The organism is Sulfurisphaera sp., from assembly GCF_059755235.1.
Window position 1 is genome coordinate 118,426 of sequence record NZ_DBPRYF010000048.1, and the last position, 14,887, is coordinate 133,312.

Consider the following 14,887-nt stretch of genomic DNA (forward strand, 5'->3'; position numbering starts at 1 on the left):
TAATGGAGCCAAATAAGTTAATGGATTTGAACAAATTGAGAATTCTCAAGACAGGTACTACAACTGTTGGAATTAAAGTTAAAGATGGAGTGGTATTAGCTGCAGATAGAAGAGCTAGTGCTGGTTCATTTGTAGCAAACAAGTTTGTCAGAAAGGTTCTATATATTGCTCCCAATATAGGAATAACTACAGCAGGCAGCGTGGCCGATTTACAGTTTATTTATGAAAATCTGAAAAACATATATCATTATAACCTTATAACAGGGATGAGGCCGATAACAATAAAAGCATTAGCAACTTATCTGGCAAATGTTCTCTCCTTCTCAAAGTATTTACCGTATTTGGTCCAGATTTTAATAGGAGGGGTGGATGAACAGCCAAGGCTTTATAACTTGGATTATGTTGGTGACATAACTGAAGAGGAATATACAGCAACCGGCTCTGGTTCTGTGGAAGCTATAGGTGTAATAGAAGATGGTTATAGACATGATATGAGTCTTGATGAAGCCGCGGAATTGGCTAGAAGAGCAATTTTCTCGTCAATAAAAAGAGATCCTTATACGGGAACTGGGGTAATAGTGACTAAGATTACAAAGAACGGTTATGAGGAGAAAGAGTATTACCCAGAAAAGAAAATCTAAAGATTTTTATTTCTAATTTCCAATTCATAATTATGAATATTAGGTCTTCTGCATTTAAGAACGGGGAATTTATTCCTCAAAAATACACTTGTGATGGAGAGAATATTTCTCCAGAAATTGAATGGGATTTGGTTTCGAACGCTAAGACTTATGCACTGATAGTTGAAGATCCTGATGCACCTGGAGGTACTTTTATCCACTGGGTTATCTATAATATTCGCTCAACCAAGCTACCAGAGGATATTGAAAAGACCGAAAAAACAAAGTATGGAATTCAAGGTTTAAATGATTTTGACGAAATAGGATATGGAGGACCCTGCCCACCTAGGACTCATCCACCACATAGATATTATTTTTATGTTTACGCGCTAGATACAGAATTACCCGAGAAATCAAAGGTAACGGCTAATATGTTAAAAGAAACGATGGAAGGACATATTATTGATAAAGGAGTGATAATGGGAAAGTATAAGAGGAAGTAAAGCTCTTTTAATCTATTTTTTCGAAATGATATAATCAAGGGTAAATTCATATGTCTGCAGAAGAAGAAATTCTTTGGGCGGAAAAATATAGACCAAGAACTCTTGACGACATAGTTAATCAGAGAGATATAGTAGAGAGACTTAAGAAATTTGTAAAAGAAAAAAATATGCCACATTTACTTTTTGCTGGGCCACCAGGTACTGGGAAAACTACGGCAGCATTAGCTCTAGTTCATGATCTATATGGGGATAATTTTAGACAATACTTTCTTGAATTAAATGCGAGTGATGAGAGAGGAATTGACGTAATAAGAAATAAAGTTAAAGAGTTTGCAAGAACAGTAGCAGGGGGAAATGCTCCATTTAAGGTTGTACTCTTAGACGAGGCAGACAACATGACAGCCGATGCACAACAAGCTCTGAGAAGAACAATGGAGCTGTATACAGAGACTACTAGATTCATTTTAGCTTGTAATTATCTGAGCAAAATAATAGAACCAATACAATCAAGGACGGCTTTATTTAGATTTTATCCCCTTAAGAAGGAAGATGTAGTAGCAAGATTAGCATATATATCTAAAAATGAAAAAGTGGAATATGATCAAAAAGCGCTAGAGACAATTTACGATATAGCCCAAGGGGATATGAGAAAGTCAATAAATATTCTCCAAGCTTCATCCGTTTACGGAAAAGTTACAGTAGAAGCTGTATATAAGGTTCTTGGTCTAGCACAGCCTAAAGAGATACGAGATATGATAAATCTTGCACTCCAAGGGAACTTTATTAAAGCTAGAGAGAAACTAAGAGATTTAATCATTAATTATGGGCTTTCTGGAGAAGACATAATAAAACAAGTTCACAGAGAAATAACTGGAAATGACATAAATATACCTGATGATCTAAAAGTGCTTTTGGTAGATTATGTAGGAGAAGTAGAATTTAGAATCATGGAAGGAGCAGATGATGAAATACAGTTAAGTGCACTTTTAGCAAAACTAGCTGTTTATGGAGACAAATACTTGAAAGGGAAGTAAATTGCCTTTACAGTGGTTTTTAAAATATAGGCCAAAGAGCCTTACTGAAGTAGAAAATGAAGAAGAGGCAAAAAAAGAACTAGTAGAATGGATAGAAAGTTGGTTGAAAGGCAAACCAAATTATAAGGCTGTATTACTTTATGGACCACCTGGAATAGGCAAAACTACTTTAGCTGAAGCCTTAGCCAGAGACTATAAATTGGAACTCTTTGAAATGAATGCAAGTGATTCTAGAAATCTTAACGATATTAGAAATATGGCTGAAAAAGCGTCTGTAAGTGGAACTCTTTTTGGAATTAAAGGAAAGTTAATACTTTTAGATGAAGTGGACGGACTAAATGCAAGGGCTGACGCAGGAGCAATAGATGCAATTGTAGAATTAATAGATAAAACTAAGTATCCAATCATTCTAACTGCAAATGATCCATGGGATCCTTCTCTTAGGCCTCTTAGAAATGTAGTAAAAATGATAGAGCTTAAAAGACTTACTAAGTATCCATTAAAAAGAATTTTAAAAAAGATATGTGATTCAGAAAAAATAAAATGTGAAGATGATGCATTAGATTTTATCATTGAACAGTCTGAAGGAGATGCAAGATATGCGATAAATATGCTTCAAGGAGTTGCTGAAGGATATGGTAGAGTCACACTAGATATTGCCAAGAATCTGATAAGGAAAAAAGATAGAGAATTAGATCCTTTTGAAGCATTAAGAAGCGTGTTTTGGGCAAAATACTATTGGCAAGCAAAGAACGCTGTTACAGACACGCAGATCGATTATGAGCTTTTAATGAGATGGTTCGATGAGAATATTCCTATCCAATATGATAACATTGAAGATGTATGGAGAGCATATGACGCCTTATCGAGGGCTTCTGTGTTTTTAAATAGAGCTAAAACTGTTGGTTGGGATCTTTTATCTTATACATTTGATTTAATGGGACCCGGAGTAGCTTTTGCGTCCTTTGAAAAGAAGAAACCTACATATAAGGCTAAATGGGTGAAATATCAGTTCCCCCAGTACATACAATTGTTAGCAAAAACCAAACAAAATAGAGATGCACTAGATACTCTATTAGCTAAAATAGGATTTAGTATTCATGCTTCTAAAGATAAAACACTAAATGATGTAATTCCTTTATTTGTTCAGTATTATAAGAAATATCATGAAAAAATAGATAAAGAATTAGAACTTACAGACAGAGAGAAAGAAGTAATTTCAATGTTAGCATCACTTTTCCAGGGAGAGCAAAGAAAGGAAAGTATTGAGGAAGAAGCTGGAAACGAGAAAAAGGAAGTAGAAAAAAGTAGAAGGACTAGATATTATCGTCGTAAGTCTTAATTTTATTTAATACTTTTACCCCTAAGATTTCAGTGTGAGGATACTGGCCATTTTCATCTTTTTCATATTTTTTTACCATGTCCCAAATAGTTAAAAGGGCTACGGAGGCAGCAGTAAGTGCCTCCATTTCTACGCCTGTTTTATAGTGAGCTTTCACCATAGTAGTAACTCTTAATCCGTCTTCTTCAATCTTTATATCAACATCTACAAACTCAAGCGGTATAGGATGACACATAGGTATAAGTTCGTATGTCTTTTTAGCAGCTAAAATGCCCGCAGTCTTTGCAACGCTAATTACATCTCCTTTCTCTATTTCTTTTCCTTTGATTTTTTCTATTGTAGATCGCTTTAATTTTATAAAACCTTCTGCTGTAGCTTCTCTCAGTACAATATCTTTAGATGATATATCTACGATTTTTGTTTCAGTCATACATCTTCTAATTCCTCAAACAAGTTTTTTAATATTATCACTTTAGGATTAGAATAGTTTAACCTTACTATTTTGGTTCTTTCTCCTTTTATAATTTCTATTATGTTCTTTTTCTCCAGAATATCTAGATCTTTAATTAATGCTGGATAGCTTACTTTTGACTCTTTAGATAATCTAGTTACAGTGAGCTCTCCATTCTTAAACAGGACATAAAGAATCCTTATAATTGAAGATTTTAGTAATTCTTCTGCTGTGATAGCCTATCCCTTATTTCTTTTGTTATTAAATCGTCTAATTCAACTGATAATGGTATTGAAAGAGAGATTAATGTGCTTCTTCCTCTCATTCCCTTACCACTCTGTCTAGTAGTAAGCAAGCCCATTAGCTTTAGTCTCCTTATATACTCAAATAGTTGAGTATGTCTTCTTGGTGCCTCCCCTAGTTCATTAGCAACTGAATTGTATTGTTCTTCGACCACTCCCATAGGGAAAAAATCCGATCCTTCCTTCTTGTGTAAATTCATTATAGCTTTTATAACAAGCAAATGATGAAGATCTAGGTCTTTTAAAGTATCCATTATGATACTTAATTCTGGGTTAATTTGGGAATTGGCTTTTTTTGCATGCTCAGTCGTAACTAATAGGGAACCTTCTGAGTCAGCAATCTTACCAGCAAGTTCTAATGTTTCTATTGCCAGTCTCGCATTGCCACTTCCTCCTTTATCTGCACCATAAATATCTGAAATAAATTTTACTGCTTCTTCTTCTACAGCACCTTCTCTAAATGCTTTCTCATTAACTATTCTATCCATTAAGATATCATAAAGTTCAGACGAAGTATACGGAGGAAAGTCTATTATACTCTTTAAAATATGGTCTTTAATACTTTTGTCTAGTCCAGATAAACTCGACATCTCTCTTACGATGAAAATATAATGAAGTCTTTTTACTAGTGTATTGAGTTCATCATAAATCCTTACCAGAAAATAAATATCTTCGATAGGCGATGTACTTATGAAATAATCAAATTCGTCAAGGGTAACTATTAATTGAATATTTCTTTTTTCTAAGTAATCATATATCAATTTAAACGTTTCTTGAGAGGATAAACCTCTATTGGGTATTTGAAGATTCAACTGTCTTGCAACTTCCATTAATATAAGGTAAAGTGTTCTCTGCCTATGACAGTTTATGTGCAAATAAACAATTCTTATACCTTTTTCCTTTCCTACTTGAGTGAATAGTTCTCCGAATTTTTTAGTTGTAACAGTTTTTCCCGCACCAGTTTTTCCCGAAATCACAGTTCTAATAGAGCTACTACCCGGATTTACTAATATGTCCCTAAAATTTATCGTTAACTCTCTAACTTGTTTTTCTCTATGAGGTAAATTACGAGGAATATAATCTGGGTTAAGTACATTATTTTTCTCAAATACAGTGGAACCTTGGATAGCGTCCTCAACAAGATCCTTTAAGTGATCCAAAACTTTCACCCTACTCGTAAATATACTGGTAATACTATATATTTTAACGGAGGGGGTTGACCGAAACTTTCTCTTGACCCCTTTTTATTATGGATAAAAAAGCAGAATTTTTAACTACATTAACAACTATTATTTTATCAGGATTTTTAAAGTCTGTTTTTGCATATCCTCTTAGTCCTAACCCTATTCCTATCTCTATTTGTCTACAATTCAAATCTATTCCCCTATTATAGCAATCTACGTAGAATGTTTCGAAAATGCGAAGAGAGAGTCCCCTAATATAACTCACTATTTTTTCTATTATCAGATTCTCGTCAGTGGAATGCACAACTAGATCTATTGGATAAATTTTTGCTAAGCATGAAGGAGGGGCAGAGATAAGCAATCCGTAACTTATTATAGGACTTAATGTAGTAAAGACAGTAATAACGTTTCTTATTACTTCCTCAGCTTTAGCATTAAGATCTTTCAAATATAATCTATTTAAAATTTCTATTATACATCTGTTATTCTTATTGTTCCTTACAGTAAGCAATAGTTTAGGCTCTTCCATAATTACTACTTATGCTTTTATCCTTAATTGATTTAATTTTTAATCTGTGACAATACTTAGCATACAACTCAAGGCTTTATCTAGAGCCAGTCTTCTTCATAGGAAAAAAATAATGATTTTAGATGATTGGGGGCCCTTCGATGATGGGTTTGAAGAAATCAGTCTAACAAAAGGAAGTGAAGATGAATTACAATTCTGGCTAGCCGAAGAATTACAGAAACAAAATAAGGTAAAGATACTAGATTCGGTCTCATTAGAAGAACTGGGTAGAATATTATTTCAAGAGAGGCAAAACGTTAATACACCAGCGTCTTTAGTTAGATTGCCTAGAGATTTCTATTTTAGAGTAATCGCATTAATCAAAGATTTAAAAATGCAAAAAGATTTAGAAGCGTTAGAACAGTTAAAAAAGGCGTCACAATTAATAAATGAGATAATATCAATAAGAGTAAGAAAAATAATACAACTTGCGTTCTTAGGTATTACTGACCAAGAAATAATTGACAAACTAACAGCAGAAGAGATTTTAGTTTATAAAAACATAAAATATACAATTGAGCATAGCATAGGTGATATCATTGGCAATACAGCAAGCTGATTATGGGGATCTATTACTAGAATTTATAAATTCTTTCAGAGATAATAAAGGTAAAAATATATATATTAATCAAATAAATGAAATAATTGCATATAGAAAAAAGAGTTTAGTTATTAACTTTGCCGATCTATTTAACTTTAATGAACAATTAGCAACACAGATTATAAACAATCCTAAAGAAACCTTATCAGTACTAGAGAACAAAATATATGAGTATATAATAGAGAAAGATCCTACTTACCAAGAAGAAATAAAAAAAATTCATATAAGAATTACAAATGTACCAAGAACAGTAGAATTAAGAAAAATAAGAACTAACTATGCAAACAAGCTAATTAGTATTGAAGGAATTTTAGTCAAATCAACTCCAGTGAAGCAGAGATTAAGCAAAGCTATCTTTAGACATTTAAATCCAGACTGTATGCAGGATTTCGTATGGCCACCAGACGAAGAATTTGATGAAATATTAGAAGTACCTTCTACTTGCCCAGTGTGCGGTAAAGCCGGACAGTTCAAACTAATTGAAGACAAGTCAGAGTTTGTAGACTGGCAAAAAGCTGTAATCCAAGAAAGACCAGAAGAAATCCCTCCAGGGCAAATTCCTAGACAATTAGAAATAGTATTCGAAGACGACTTAGTTGACTCTGCAAGACCTGGGGACAGAGTAAAGGTAGTAGGAGTGCTAGAAATTAAGAAAGATTCACAAATAAGGAGAGGAAGTAAATCCATTTTTGATTTTTACTTAAAAGTAAATAGCGTAGAGATCTCTCAAAAAGTTCTTGATGAAGTAAAAATTTCCGAAGACGACGAGAAAAAAATAAGAGAATTATCTAGAGATCCATGGATTAGAGAAAAAATAATTAGCTCAATAGCACCGAGTATCTATGGACACTGGGAAATAAAGGAAGCTATTGCACTCTCATTATTTGGTGGAGTACCCAAAACAATGCCCGATGGAACAAAAATAAGAGGAGATATACATGTGTTAATTATTGGAGATCCGGGTACCGCTAAGTCTCAAATATTACAATTTGCTGCGAGGGTGGCTCCCAGAGCCGTGTATACAACTGGAAAGGGTTCCACGGCTGCTGGATTAACTGCAACAGTAACTAGGGATAAGAATTCTGGTGATTTTTACTTAGAAGCCGGAGCACTTGTGCTAGCTGATGGAGGAATAGCGGTAATAGACGAAATAGATAAAATGAGAGATGAAGATAGAGTGGCTATTCATGAAGCAATGGAACAACAAACTGTTTCTATAGCTAAAGCTGGAATAGTAGCTAAACTTAACGCAAGAGCAACAGTAATAGCAGCAGGAAACCCGAAATTAGGAAGATATATAGCAGAAAGAGGTCTTTCTGAAAATATTAATCTACCGCCTACGATCTTGTCTAGGTTTGATCTAATATTTATCCTTATAGATAAACCAGGTACAGAAGACGAATTATTGGCATCACATATATTAGATGTGCATGCTGGGAAAGGGAAAGAAAACGAAATTATAGATATAGATCTGTTAAAGAAATATATTGCCTATGCTAGAAAGAACATTGTCACTAAACTTACTGATGAAGCAAAAAGTCTTTTACAGGATTTCTTCGTTGAAATGAGAAGAAAGAGCTCGGAATCACCAGATTCGCCGATAATAATAACACCAAGACAGCTTGAGGCATTAATAAGGCTTTCTGAAGCCTACGCAAGAATGGCTCTAAGAAGTGAAGTGACTAGAGAAGATGCGGAAAGAGCAATAAATATTATGAGGATATTCCTTGAAAATGTAGGTTTAGATGTTGAGTCCGGTAAAATAGACATTGATACAATCATGACTGGGAAACCTAAAAGTGCTAGGGAAAAAATGACTAGAATACTTGAAATTATAGATACTATATCTGGAAGTAATGAGTGTGCTAAGGTTAAAGATATAATTAAAGAGGCAGAAGGATTGGGCATAGATAAACAGAGCGTAGAAAAATTAATTTCAGATATGAGAAAACAAGGGTTGATATATGAGTCTAGACCAGAGTGTTATAGAAAAGTTTAGCTTTTTAATTTCTTATATATTGGCAATGGACTCCACATAACCGAAACGGGGACTTGTTTAATTAATTCATAAGCTTCTTCCCAACCACTTAAGCCAAGTCTTTTTGCAAGCTGTTCTAATGTCAGTTGTGTTCTTACATACTCATTCAATGCCCTTATTGCTTCATCGTCTAATATTACCTCTCTACCTGTTGAAAGCTTGATTTTAAGCTGTTCCATAATTCTCACTTCTACTTGTCATATATTAAATAAAAATTTAATCGCTGTGGATCCGTAGGAAATCCATACATATACCATTAGAATTATAAAAACAATGATAAGAAATGCAGTGCCCAGCTCATAATTCTTGTTTTCTAGTAGATAAGTTCCTACAAGCAGTCCAGCAATTAATATAGTGGCTAAAAATGCCACTCCGGTTGCTTGCGGAGCACCTCCATTAGAATACGTAATAGGAGAAATATAGTAAGGAAAAGCTATTGCACCTAATATTCCAATAACCATAATCACAACTAAAACAATTAGGACATAGACATTATTTACTGCTCCATAGAGCTTATCTGATCTTGAAGGCTTCGGCATAGTTATATATTACCATGGGACACTTTTTATTTTTAATCGATATGCAACATTATTAGTAAATATATGAAGAACAAATGCTATAACTATTATGGTTAAAAATTCATATAAATTTAGGCTCACGTTAAGTAAAAGTAAGGCTAACGTGGCACCTAGAATAAAGTCTAACTGATCTAAGCCTAAAGCTCTTGCTCCTCTTTCTAGACCTAATCTCCTCTTTATAAAAGCACCGACCATGTCTCCAATCATTGCAAATAAAGATTCAACAAAACTAATTATAATCCAATCTTCACCTAAAAATTTTGATAAAACAATACCAACAGTAGTTCCAAAAGTTAACGCAACAATTAAGCCCTCGAACGACTTACCGTCTCCAAAGATTCTTCTTCCGTCGATAAAATTCTTTCTAAAATCTATAGGAGATCCTCTTTTAACAAATGGAGCACTGCCATTAGCAACTAATGCGGGTAAATAATATAATATAGAAAGAACCACATAATTAATTAAAGGCATCCTTCAACACCATACTTGTTAATTTTAAACCTACAAACCCTTAAATTCCCAATGATAACATGATTTTTAGTAACTCTATATACGTCTTCGGAAAATCTTCGCATGAATTTTTCGCCTGTGACTCTGCTATTAAAGGAAACTTGCCAGCTTAAAATAATTTTCACATTATTCTCTTGAGACATAGCATAAAGCAAAAGCAATGGATATTCTAAATCCTTGTCTTTCCTACTTTGTCTATAAAAATTGTTTATAGTATCTATTGCTATTACTTTAAAACTAAGTTTAGAAGAGTATAATATAGCAGAAACTAATTCATAAATATTAGAAACTTCAACAAAATTTACATCTTTTTTCCATCTTAACTTTTCAACTCTTCCTTGGTAAGAAACTCCTTCAGTTGATATATAAAGACTTGGAGTTATATCATTGACAACTTGTAAAAGGATGCTTGTTTTGCCACTACCAGATTCACCGTAAATAGATACAATTTTACCCTTCTGAAAAATGAACTCTGATACTTTCAAGGTTTAAATTCCACAAATTACAGAGAGAAATTGTGGTAAAAAAAGTAGCAGTGAAAGTTAATGATCCAAAAACCGCATATTATCTTATAAACAAAATTAAAAAAATGAATATAAGCATTGCAGAAGACGGAGATATTGTAATAACAGATGAACTTATAAATAAATTGGAATTAAACAAACTATTAGGCTATATTTTGTGCAAAGTTAGAGGAAAAGAAAGTTTTAATGAACTTTTGATAGGAATTGACACAAATAAAGAAGAGAAACTTACCATAGTTGCAATAGGTGATGGAGAACTACTATACACACTAAATAGTAACCTCATGGACATAGAGGAAAAAATTAACGAAATAGTTTCATCTATTCCACATAAAAGAGTATATATTGGTGTAGGGGGAGGTAATAGGATTGGTCAATTGGTATATAGGATGTTAAAGATAAATTTCAAAGATACAAAAATAGTAAATGAAAATAAGACTAGTGGAAAAAATCCATTTATTGATATCAAAGATAGAGATATTAGAGCTGCCTATGTCATAGCGTTAAGATCAACGATAAGGTAGCTAAAATGATAGAAAAAGGCATTGATATAGTTATACAAGGACCTTGCGACGTAAAGGTCATTCAAGGAAAAATTGATATCTCTGGAATTGAAATAACCGATACTCTGCATATCGAGAATAATAAGACATTCACGATAACCACATTAACAGAAAGCGAAGTAGATTTAAACTGTAATATTCTAGCCAAGTATCCTTCTTTGGGATGGAGAAATATTGCAGAAGAGATAAGCGGAAAAATTATTATTATTGGAGAGCAAAATTCTGGTAAGTCATACTTAGCTAATCTCATTTCAAACACTCAAAAAGCTCCTATCTTAGACGCAGATATTGGACAATCCTCACTATTTATACCAACGTTTATCTCTTTATCAAATTTTAGAGAAACTTTAACACCTAGAGAAAAAGGACTTAAGAAAATAGAATTCTTTGGAGATATTACTCCTTCAGTAAATCCAAAGTTTCACCAAACTTTAGTATCCAAATTAAGTGATTCAGTTAATAATGTTGTGATTGACACTGATGGATGGGTTTCTGGCTATCAATCTTACAGGCATAAAATAGAATTAATTTATCTAATAAACCCTGATTTTATAATATTATTTGACAAAAACAATAACAAGAATTTTCCTTCTGATATAGAACGAAAAGTAATAAAAAGTAAAAGTTTTCCTTTAGATATAGATCGGAATCGAGAACAAAGAAGGTTGTATAGACAGTACCTTTATAGAGAGTACTTTAATACAAAGAATCAGATAATGATGGAAACAAATAAGTTATTTGGAAATCCAATTAATGATAAGTTATTTATAAGTTGGGGAGATATGGTTCAATTAAGCGATGAGGAGCCTTGTGAAGGATATTATATTACGTTGAAAGATGTAAAAGGATTACTGGTAGGATTAACCCTTAAAGGGAAAACAATAGGAGCTGGCATAATTACCAATATTACAAGAGATTATATTGCAATTAGGACAAGGGTAAAAGAAGCTGATGGAATATTGATGGGTAACATAAATTTAAATGAAAACTTTGAGGAAAGAAGAGTAAAGATAGGAAAATGTTCAAGATTATAGTATTTGAAGGAATAGATGGAGCTGGGAAAACTACAATAAGTAAGATACTTTATAAATTTCTTAGAGAAAAAAACTATAACACAGTACTTACACAAGAGCCGTTTACTAATGAAATCACTGAGTTAATAAAGAAGTCTGGATGGAGAGATCCCGTGTTATTAACTCTTTTATTTTCAGCTGATCGAGCTTATCACATAAAGTGGTTAATGGAGCAAAAACCAGAAATTGTAATAATGGACAGATACTATTATTCTACAATAGCTTATCAAAGTGTCCTAGGTGTAGAAGAAGATTGGATACTAAACGTAAATTCGAAATTCCCTAAACCTGATATTACATTCTTGCTTGACTTAAATGAAGAAGAAGCTTTAAAGAGATTAAAAAAAGATGACAAATTTAATTTTGAGGAGAAAATCACTAGCCTTAAATTGGTTAGAAATAAATACCTTGAATTAGCTAGAAAATATAATTTTATAGTGCTTGATGCAACGCACACAATAGAAAATATAGCAAAAAAAGCTAGCTCTATTATTTGTTCATCAATGAACTTGAAATGTTCTTAATTTTTCTTATCCTTTCTATTGCATCTAAATATCTTATTATTTGAAGAAGAGCATCGCTATCCATGGGATCGGTCTTTAGCTTCTCTGTGACATTACTCATGTTTTTAAATAAAGTTTCTTCAATAGAATCTAGAGAGATTGAAAGAGAAATTTTTTTCTCCTCCTCTTCATCTTTAGCTAAATAAACTTTGCCATGATTGGGGCATACAACATCACCATTTTTGAGCTTAAATAATGGCATATGACAAATAGGACAAGCTATATCAAGCATAGTAGCGCCTTGCCGTAAAAGATCTGCAGCTTTTTTAACACCACTCTCTTCTTTACTCATTACTAATCACAAGTATAAACTAAAAAACCAAAGCATAATAAATATGATACGGTGATTAGTATATGGCATCGCTTTATGACAACGAGGCAAAAATTAAGCAGGCTGTAATAATGCTCCAGAAAATAGTTAATGATACTAGCGTTCCTAGAAACATTAGAAGAGCAGCAACAGATGCAATAAGGAATTTGCAAGACTCGTCATTAAGCCCTGGAGTTAGGGCAGCGAATGCAATAGGTATTTTGGAAGATATAAGCCAAGATCCTAATATGCCCACACATACTAGAATTTCTATTTGGAACATAGTATCTATGTTAGAAACGATAAAAGATTGAGCTAAGCTTTTTATCCTTCATAATAGATTTTTTATCTTGCGGGGGTGCCCGAGCAAGGTCAAAGGGGTCGGGCTTAGGACCCTAAGGTAAGATCCCCGATGGCATAGGCCTGCGTGGGTTCAAGTCCCACCCCCCGCATCTCAGTAATTATCTTTCAATTTCTTGTATATTAGTTACTAAATACATAAACACTTATAACCTAAACAGAGTTAATTCTTCTGACATCTTATGTTGTTATAAATTAAAAGAAACTTATACAACAAAATTTAAAATAATAAATAATTAAAAATATTTTAATCAATTTCGTATTTTATATTTTAAACAAATCAGATACCTTATTTTTATTCATATGTAATGAAATATTATAAGCTTCGAATGAAACAACATTAATATATTTCTAAATAAAAAAGCTTATTTTTGCTACATAATAAGGGGCTCTTGTTTATGCAAAATAAATAATTAGTTTATTTTTCTACAAAAATGACTATAATCTAGTTTAACAACTCTAAGGAATTATAAAGACTCTCGCTTACAATTAATTTTAACTTTGAAATAATTATAAACAATAGACTGATGAGCTTCCCAAACATCTCATTCTTCGTTATTCCGAGATGTTCTTAATTCCGTGGTTTGAATTAACCCTAAGTATAACATAATCAGCTTAAACCACACCAGCTCGATCGACGCTATCTCTATAAGCCTCTGGTTGGAGTTTAAATATACTTTCTACACGTTATAAATTATTAATGGATTTGAATCTTATAATTAAGAATTATTTGAAATATTTAAGATTTACAATATATCTGGACCAGCCTATTAAAGACTTAAAAATAGTTTGGCTTAAATTTCATTACAGAATAATAACATATTTAAACTATACTAACAAAGTGACCTTTACTGTTCTATTATCAGCTGTCAATAAGGGAGAAGAAGGCAATTATGAGTTCTTTGTATGTGTCACTGTGGGTCTTACCATTTTGGGCTCTTGAAGTATTTCAAATCTGAAATAAAATTACATTATTTTGGTGATTCAGACAAATTATAAAGGAGAAAGAATGAAAATGATGCAACTTCTTGTTTGCATTAACAATGTTTAATGGTTATGAACTGTCTATTAATCGTTTTTGAGGCTTTCACATATATAAAAGTTAAACTCTAATGAAATCAACAAACATCTTCCACAAATACCAAGTAGAGATAACAATTATATCATAGATCTAAAATGCGGGGGGTGGGACTTGAACCCACGCAGGCCTTCGCCAGCGGATCACTTACAGGGGTCTTAAGTCCGCCCCCTTTGACCAGCTCGGGCACCCCCGCTTTGCCCAAGAAATAAGTGTCACATAATTACTTATAATATTTTCTCTTATGCTAATTAATGTTTGTTTAAAAACCAGTTCTTTGCATTCCATGATGACTTTAAAATAAAACGTCCCAAGTTTCCTTGAGGAAAACAAAAATCTTAATTGTTACTTAGAACTTAGATTGATTTAGGATTAAAGATGGTTAAGCATTCGAAGGGCTATAGAAGTAGGACAAGAAAATTATTAACTAAAAAAGTAAGAGAGAGGGGCTCAGTTCCACGTCTAAGTCAACTAATGGCAGAATATAAAGAAGGAGACTATGTTGTAATCAAGATAAATCCGTCTGTTCATAAAGGAATGCCTCATAGAATATACCACGGAAAAGTGGGGATTATAGAAGGTAAAAGAGGCAAAGCATATTTAGTCAAAGTTTCATTAGGTGATAAAGAAAAAGAGATAATAGTGAGACCAGAACATTTAGCAAAATTTAATAAGTCTGGGTGAA

General features: G+C 32.8%; 20 protein-coding genes and 2 tRNA genes. 12 read left to right on the forward strand and 10 right to left on the reverse strand.

The features are described from left to right. Window positions 1-2: 2 nt before the first annotated feature. From psmB to AC3OCB_RS09350, 4 genes are read left to right on the forward strand one after another with little or no spacing between them, the layout of a single operon-like run. Window positions 3-641 (forward strand): archaeal proteasome endopeptidase complex subunit beta, encoded by a 639-nt coding sequence (gene psmB / locus AC3OCB_RS09335; protein WP_498342171.1) that lies wholly within the window; start codon window positions 3-5, stop codon window positions 639-641. 32 nt (window positions 642-673) lie between these two features. Continuing rightward, a complete protein-coding gene (locus AC3OCB_RS09340) occupies window positions 674-1,123 on the forward strand; it encodes a YbhB/YbcL family Raf kinase inhibitor-like protein (RefSeq protein ID WP_498342172.1) in 450 nt (149 codons plus the stop codon). Between the two features lie 50 nt (window positions 1,124-1,173). Beyond that, on the forward strand, window positions 1,174-2,157 hold the full coding sequence (locus AC3OCB_RS09345; RefSeq protein WP_498342173.1) for a replication factor C small subunit: 984 nt from the start codon (window positions 1,174-1,176) through the stop codon (window positions 2,155-2,157). 1 nt (window position 2,158) lies between these two features. Further along, complete coding sequence (locus AC3OCB_RS09350) at window positions 2,159-3,499, forward strand: replication factor C large subunit (protein WP_498342174.1); 1,341 nt, start codon at window positions 2,159-2,161, stop codon at window positions 3,497-3,499. On the opposite strand, the gene moaC is transcribed toward AC3OCB_RS09350, so the two are convergent. The 4 genes from moaC to AC3OCB_RS09370 are packed head-to-tail and all read right to left on the reverse strand — an operon-like array spanning window position 3,474 to window position 5,965. Next, window positions 3,474-3,929 carry a cyclic pyranopterin monophosphate synthase MoaC gene (gene moaC, locus AC3OCB_RS09355; protein ID WP_498342175.1) on the reverse strand — a complete coding sequence of 152 codons (456 nt, stop codon included), beginning with the start codon at window positions 3,927-3,929 and terminating at the stop codon, window positions 3,474-3,476. The genes AC3OCB_RS09350 and moaC overlap by 26 nt on opposite strands. Further along, window positions 3,926-4,186, reverse strand: coding sequence for a helix-turn-helix domain-containing protein (locus AC3OCB_RS09360; protein ID WP_498342377.1), 261 nt, complete (start codon window positions 4,184-4,186; stop codon window positions 3,926-3,928). The genes moaC and AC3OCB_RS09360 overlap by 4 nt, the downstream gene beginning before the upstream one ends. Next, window positions 4,165-5,421 (reverse strand): ORC1-type DNA replication protein, encoded by a 1,257-nt coding sequence (locus AC3OCB_RS09365; protein WP_498342176.1) that lies wholly within the window; start codon window positions 5,419-5,421, stop codon window positions 4,165-4,167. Before AC3OCB_RS09365 ends, AC3OCB_RS09360 begins: the two co-directional genes overlap by 22 nt. A 34-nt stretch (window positions 5,422-5,455) precedes the next feature. After that, the gene (locus AC3OCB_RS09370) at window positions 5,456-5,965 is read right to left on the reverse strand and encodes a THUMP domain-containing protein (RefSeq protein WP_498342177.1); all 510 of its coding nucleotides are present in this window, start codon (window positions 5,963-5,965) and stop codon (window positions 5,456-5,458) included. Between the two features lie 46 nt (window positions 5,966-6,011). Here AC3OCB_RS09370 and gins23 point away from each other — a divergent pair, with 46 nt between their 5' ends. Together gins23 and mcm are read left to right on the forward strand one after the other, a co-directional pair. Continuing rightward, window positions 6,012-6,563, forward strand: a complete 552-nt coding sequence (gene gins23, locus AC3OCB_RS09375) for a DNA replication protein Gins23 (protein ID WP_498342178.1) — start codon at window positions 6,012-6,014, stop codon at window positions 6,561-6,563. Next, window positions 6,538-8,604: a minichromosome maintenance protein MCM gene (gene mcm / locus AC3OCB_RS09380; protein WP_498342379.1), complete on the forward strand. Its 2,067-nt coding sequence runs from the start codon at window positions 6,538-6,540 to the stop codon at window positions 8,602-8,604. The genes gins23 and mcm overlap by 26 nt, the downstream gene beginning before the upstream one ends. On the opposite strand, the gene AC3OCB_RS09385 is transcribed toward mcm, so the two are convergent. From AC3OCB_RS09385 to AC3OCB_RS09400, 4 genes are read right to left on the reverse strand one after another with little or no spacing between them, the layout of a single operon-like run. After that, window positions 8,601-8,822 carry a hypothetical protein gene (locus AC3OCB_RS09385; RefSeq protein ID WP_498342179.1) on the reverse strand — a complete coding sequence of 74 codons (222 nt, stop codon included), beginning with the start codon at window positions 8,820-8,822 and terminating at the stop codon, window positions 8,601-8,603. The genes mcm and AC3OCB_RS09385 overlap by 4 nt on opposite strands. A gap of 18 nt (window positions 8,823-8,840) precedes the next feature. Continuing rightward, window positions 8,841-9,182 carry a hypothetical protein gene (locus AC3OCB_RS09390; protein WP_498342180.1) on the reverse strand — a complete coding sequence of 114 codons (342 nt, stop codon included), beginning with the start codon at window positions 9,180-9,182 and terminating at the stop codon, window positions 8,841-8,843. Window positions 9,183-9,191: 9 nt separating this feature from the next. Next, complete coding sequence (locus AC3OCB_RS09395) at window positions 9,192-9,692, reverse strand: CDP-2,3-bis-(O-geranylgeranyl)-sn-glycerol synthase (protein ID WP_498342181.1); 501 nt, start codon at window positions 9,690-9,692, stop codon at window positions 9,192-9,194. After that, a complete protein-coding gene (locus AC3OCB_RS09400) occupies window positions 9,683-10,216 on the reverse strand; it encodes an AAA family ATPase (RefSeq protein ID WP_498342182.1) in 534 nt (177 codons plus the stop codon). The genes AC3OCB_RS09395 and AC3OCB_RS09400 overlap by 10 nt, the downstream gene beginning before the upstream one ends. Window positions 10,217-10,248: 32 nt before the next feature. Here AC3OCB_RS09400 and AC3OCB_RS09405 point away from each other — a divergent pair, with 32 nt between their 5' ends. The 3 genes from AC3OCB_RS09405 to tmk are packed head-to-tail and all read left to right on the forward strand — an operon-like array spanning window position 10,249 to window position 12,415. Continuing rightward, entirely contained in the window at window positions 10,249-10,779 is a 531-nt protein-coding gene (locus AC3OCB_RS09405; RefSeq protein WP_498342183.1) for a hypothetical protein, read from the forward strand. A gap of 5 nt (window positions 10,780-10,784) precedes the next feature. Beyond that, window positions 10,785-11,852: a Clp1/GlmU family protein gene (locus AC3OCB_RS09410; protein WP_498342184.1), complete on the forward strand. Its 1,068-nt coding sequence runs from the start codon at window positions 10,785-10,787 to the stop codon at window positions 11,850-11,852. Beyond that, entirely contained in the window at window positions 11,837-12,415 is a 579-nt protein-coding gene (gene tmk / locus AC3OCB_RS09415; protein WP_498342185.1) for a dTMP kinase, read from the forward strand. The genes AC3OCB_RS09410 and tmk overlap by 16 nt, the downstream gene beginning before the upstream one ends. Here the strand turns inward: tmk and AC3OCB_RS09420 are convergent. Continuing rightward, the gene (locus AC3OCB_RS09420; RefSeq protein WP_498342186.1) at window positions 12,381-12,746 is read right to left on the reverse strand and encodes an Sjogren's syndrome/scleroderma autoantigen 1 family protein; all 366 of its coding nucleotides are present in this window, start codon (window positions 12,744-12,746) and stop codon (window positions 12,381-12,383) included. The genes tmk and AC3OCB_RS09420 overlap by 35 nt on opposite strands. A 62-nt stretch (window positions 12,747-12,808) precedes the next feature. Here AC3OCB_RS09420 and AC3OCB_RS09425 point away from each other — a divergent pair, with 62 nt between their 5' ends. Continuing rightward, complete coding sequence (locus tag AC3OCB_RS09425; protein WP_498342187.1) at window positions 12,809-13,078, forward strand: stationary phase-response protein; 270 nt, start codon at window positions 12,809-12,811, stop codon at window positions 13,076-13,078. Between the two features lie 38 nt (window positions 13,079-13,116). Next, window positions 13,117-13,216: transfer RNA gene (locus AC3OCB_RS09430), tRNA-Leu, on the forward strand. Window positions 13,217-14,301: 1,085 nt separating this feature from the next. Here AC3OCB_RS09430 and AC3OCB_RS09435 read toward each other — a convergent pair. Beyond that, a tRNA-Leu gene (locus AC3OCB_RS09435) sits at window positions 14,302-14,398 on the reverse strand. 182 nt (window positions 14,399-14,580) lie between these two features. Between AC3OCB_RS09435 and AC3OCB_RS09440 the strand changes: the two genes are divergently transcribed. Then, window positions 14,581-14,886 (forward strand): 50S ribosomal protein L21e, encoded by a 306-nt coding sequence (locus AC3OCB_RS09440; protein WP_498342188.1) that lies wholly within the window; start codon window positions 14,581-14,583, stop codon window positions 14,884-14,886. Window position 14,887: the final 1 nt, after the last annotated feature.

Bases quoted from the DNA above. Each gene is read 5' to 3' on its own strand.
- AC3OCB_RS09410 (WP_498342184.1), top strand. From the start codon at position 10,785: ATGATAGAAAAAGGCATTGATATAGTTATACAAGGACCTTGCGACGTA.
- AC3OCB_RS09420 (WP_498342186.1), bottom strand. From the start codon at position 12,746: ATGAGTAAAGAAGAGAGTGGTGTTAAAAAAGCTGCAGATCTTTTACGG.
- AC3OCB_RS09340 (WP_498342172.1), top strand. From the start codon at position 674: ATGAATATTAGGTCTTCTGCATTTAAGAACGGGGAATTTATTCCTCAA.
- psmB (WP_498342171.1), top strand. From the start codon at position 3: ATGGAGCCAAATAAGTTAATGGATTTGAACAAATTGAGAATTCTCAAG.
- AC3OCB_RS09390 (WP_498342180.1), bottom strand. From the start codon at position 9,182: ATGCCGAAGCCTTCAAGATCAGATAAGCTCTATGGAGCAGTAAATAAT.
- AC3OCB_RS09440 (WP_498342188.1), top strand. From the start codon at position 14,581: ATGGTTAAGCATTCGAAGGGCTATAGAAGTAGGACAAGAAAATTATTA.
- AC3OCB_RS09345 (WP_498342173.1), top strand. From the start codon at position 1,174: ATGTCTGCAGAAGAAGAAATTCTTTGGGCGGAAAAATATAGACCAAGA.
- moaC (WP_498342175.1), bottom strand. From the start codon at position 3,929: ATGACTGAAACAAAAATCGTAGATATATCATCTAAAGATATTGTACTG.
- AC3OCB_RS09395 (WP_498342181.1), bottom strand. From the start codon at position 9,692: ATGCCTTTAATTAATTATGTGGTTCTTTCTATATTATATTATTTACCC.
- AC3OCB_RS09385 (WP_498342179.1), bottom strand. From the start codon at position 8,822: ATGGAACAGCTTAAAATCAAGCTTTCAACAGGTAGAGAGGTAATATTA.
- tmk (WP_498342185.1), top strand. From the start codon at position 11,837: ATGTTCAAGATTATAGTATTTGAAGGAATAGATGGAGCTGGGAAAACT.
- AC3OCB_RS09425 (WP_498342187.1), top strand. From the start codon at position 12,809: ATGGCATCGCTTTATGACAACGAGGCAAAAATTAAGCAGGCTGTAATA.
- AC3OCB_RS09370 (WP_498342177.1), bottom strand. From the start codon at position 5,965: ATGGAAGAGCCTAAACTATTGCTTACTGTAAGGAACAATAAGAATAAC.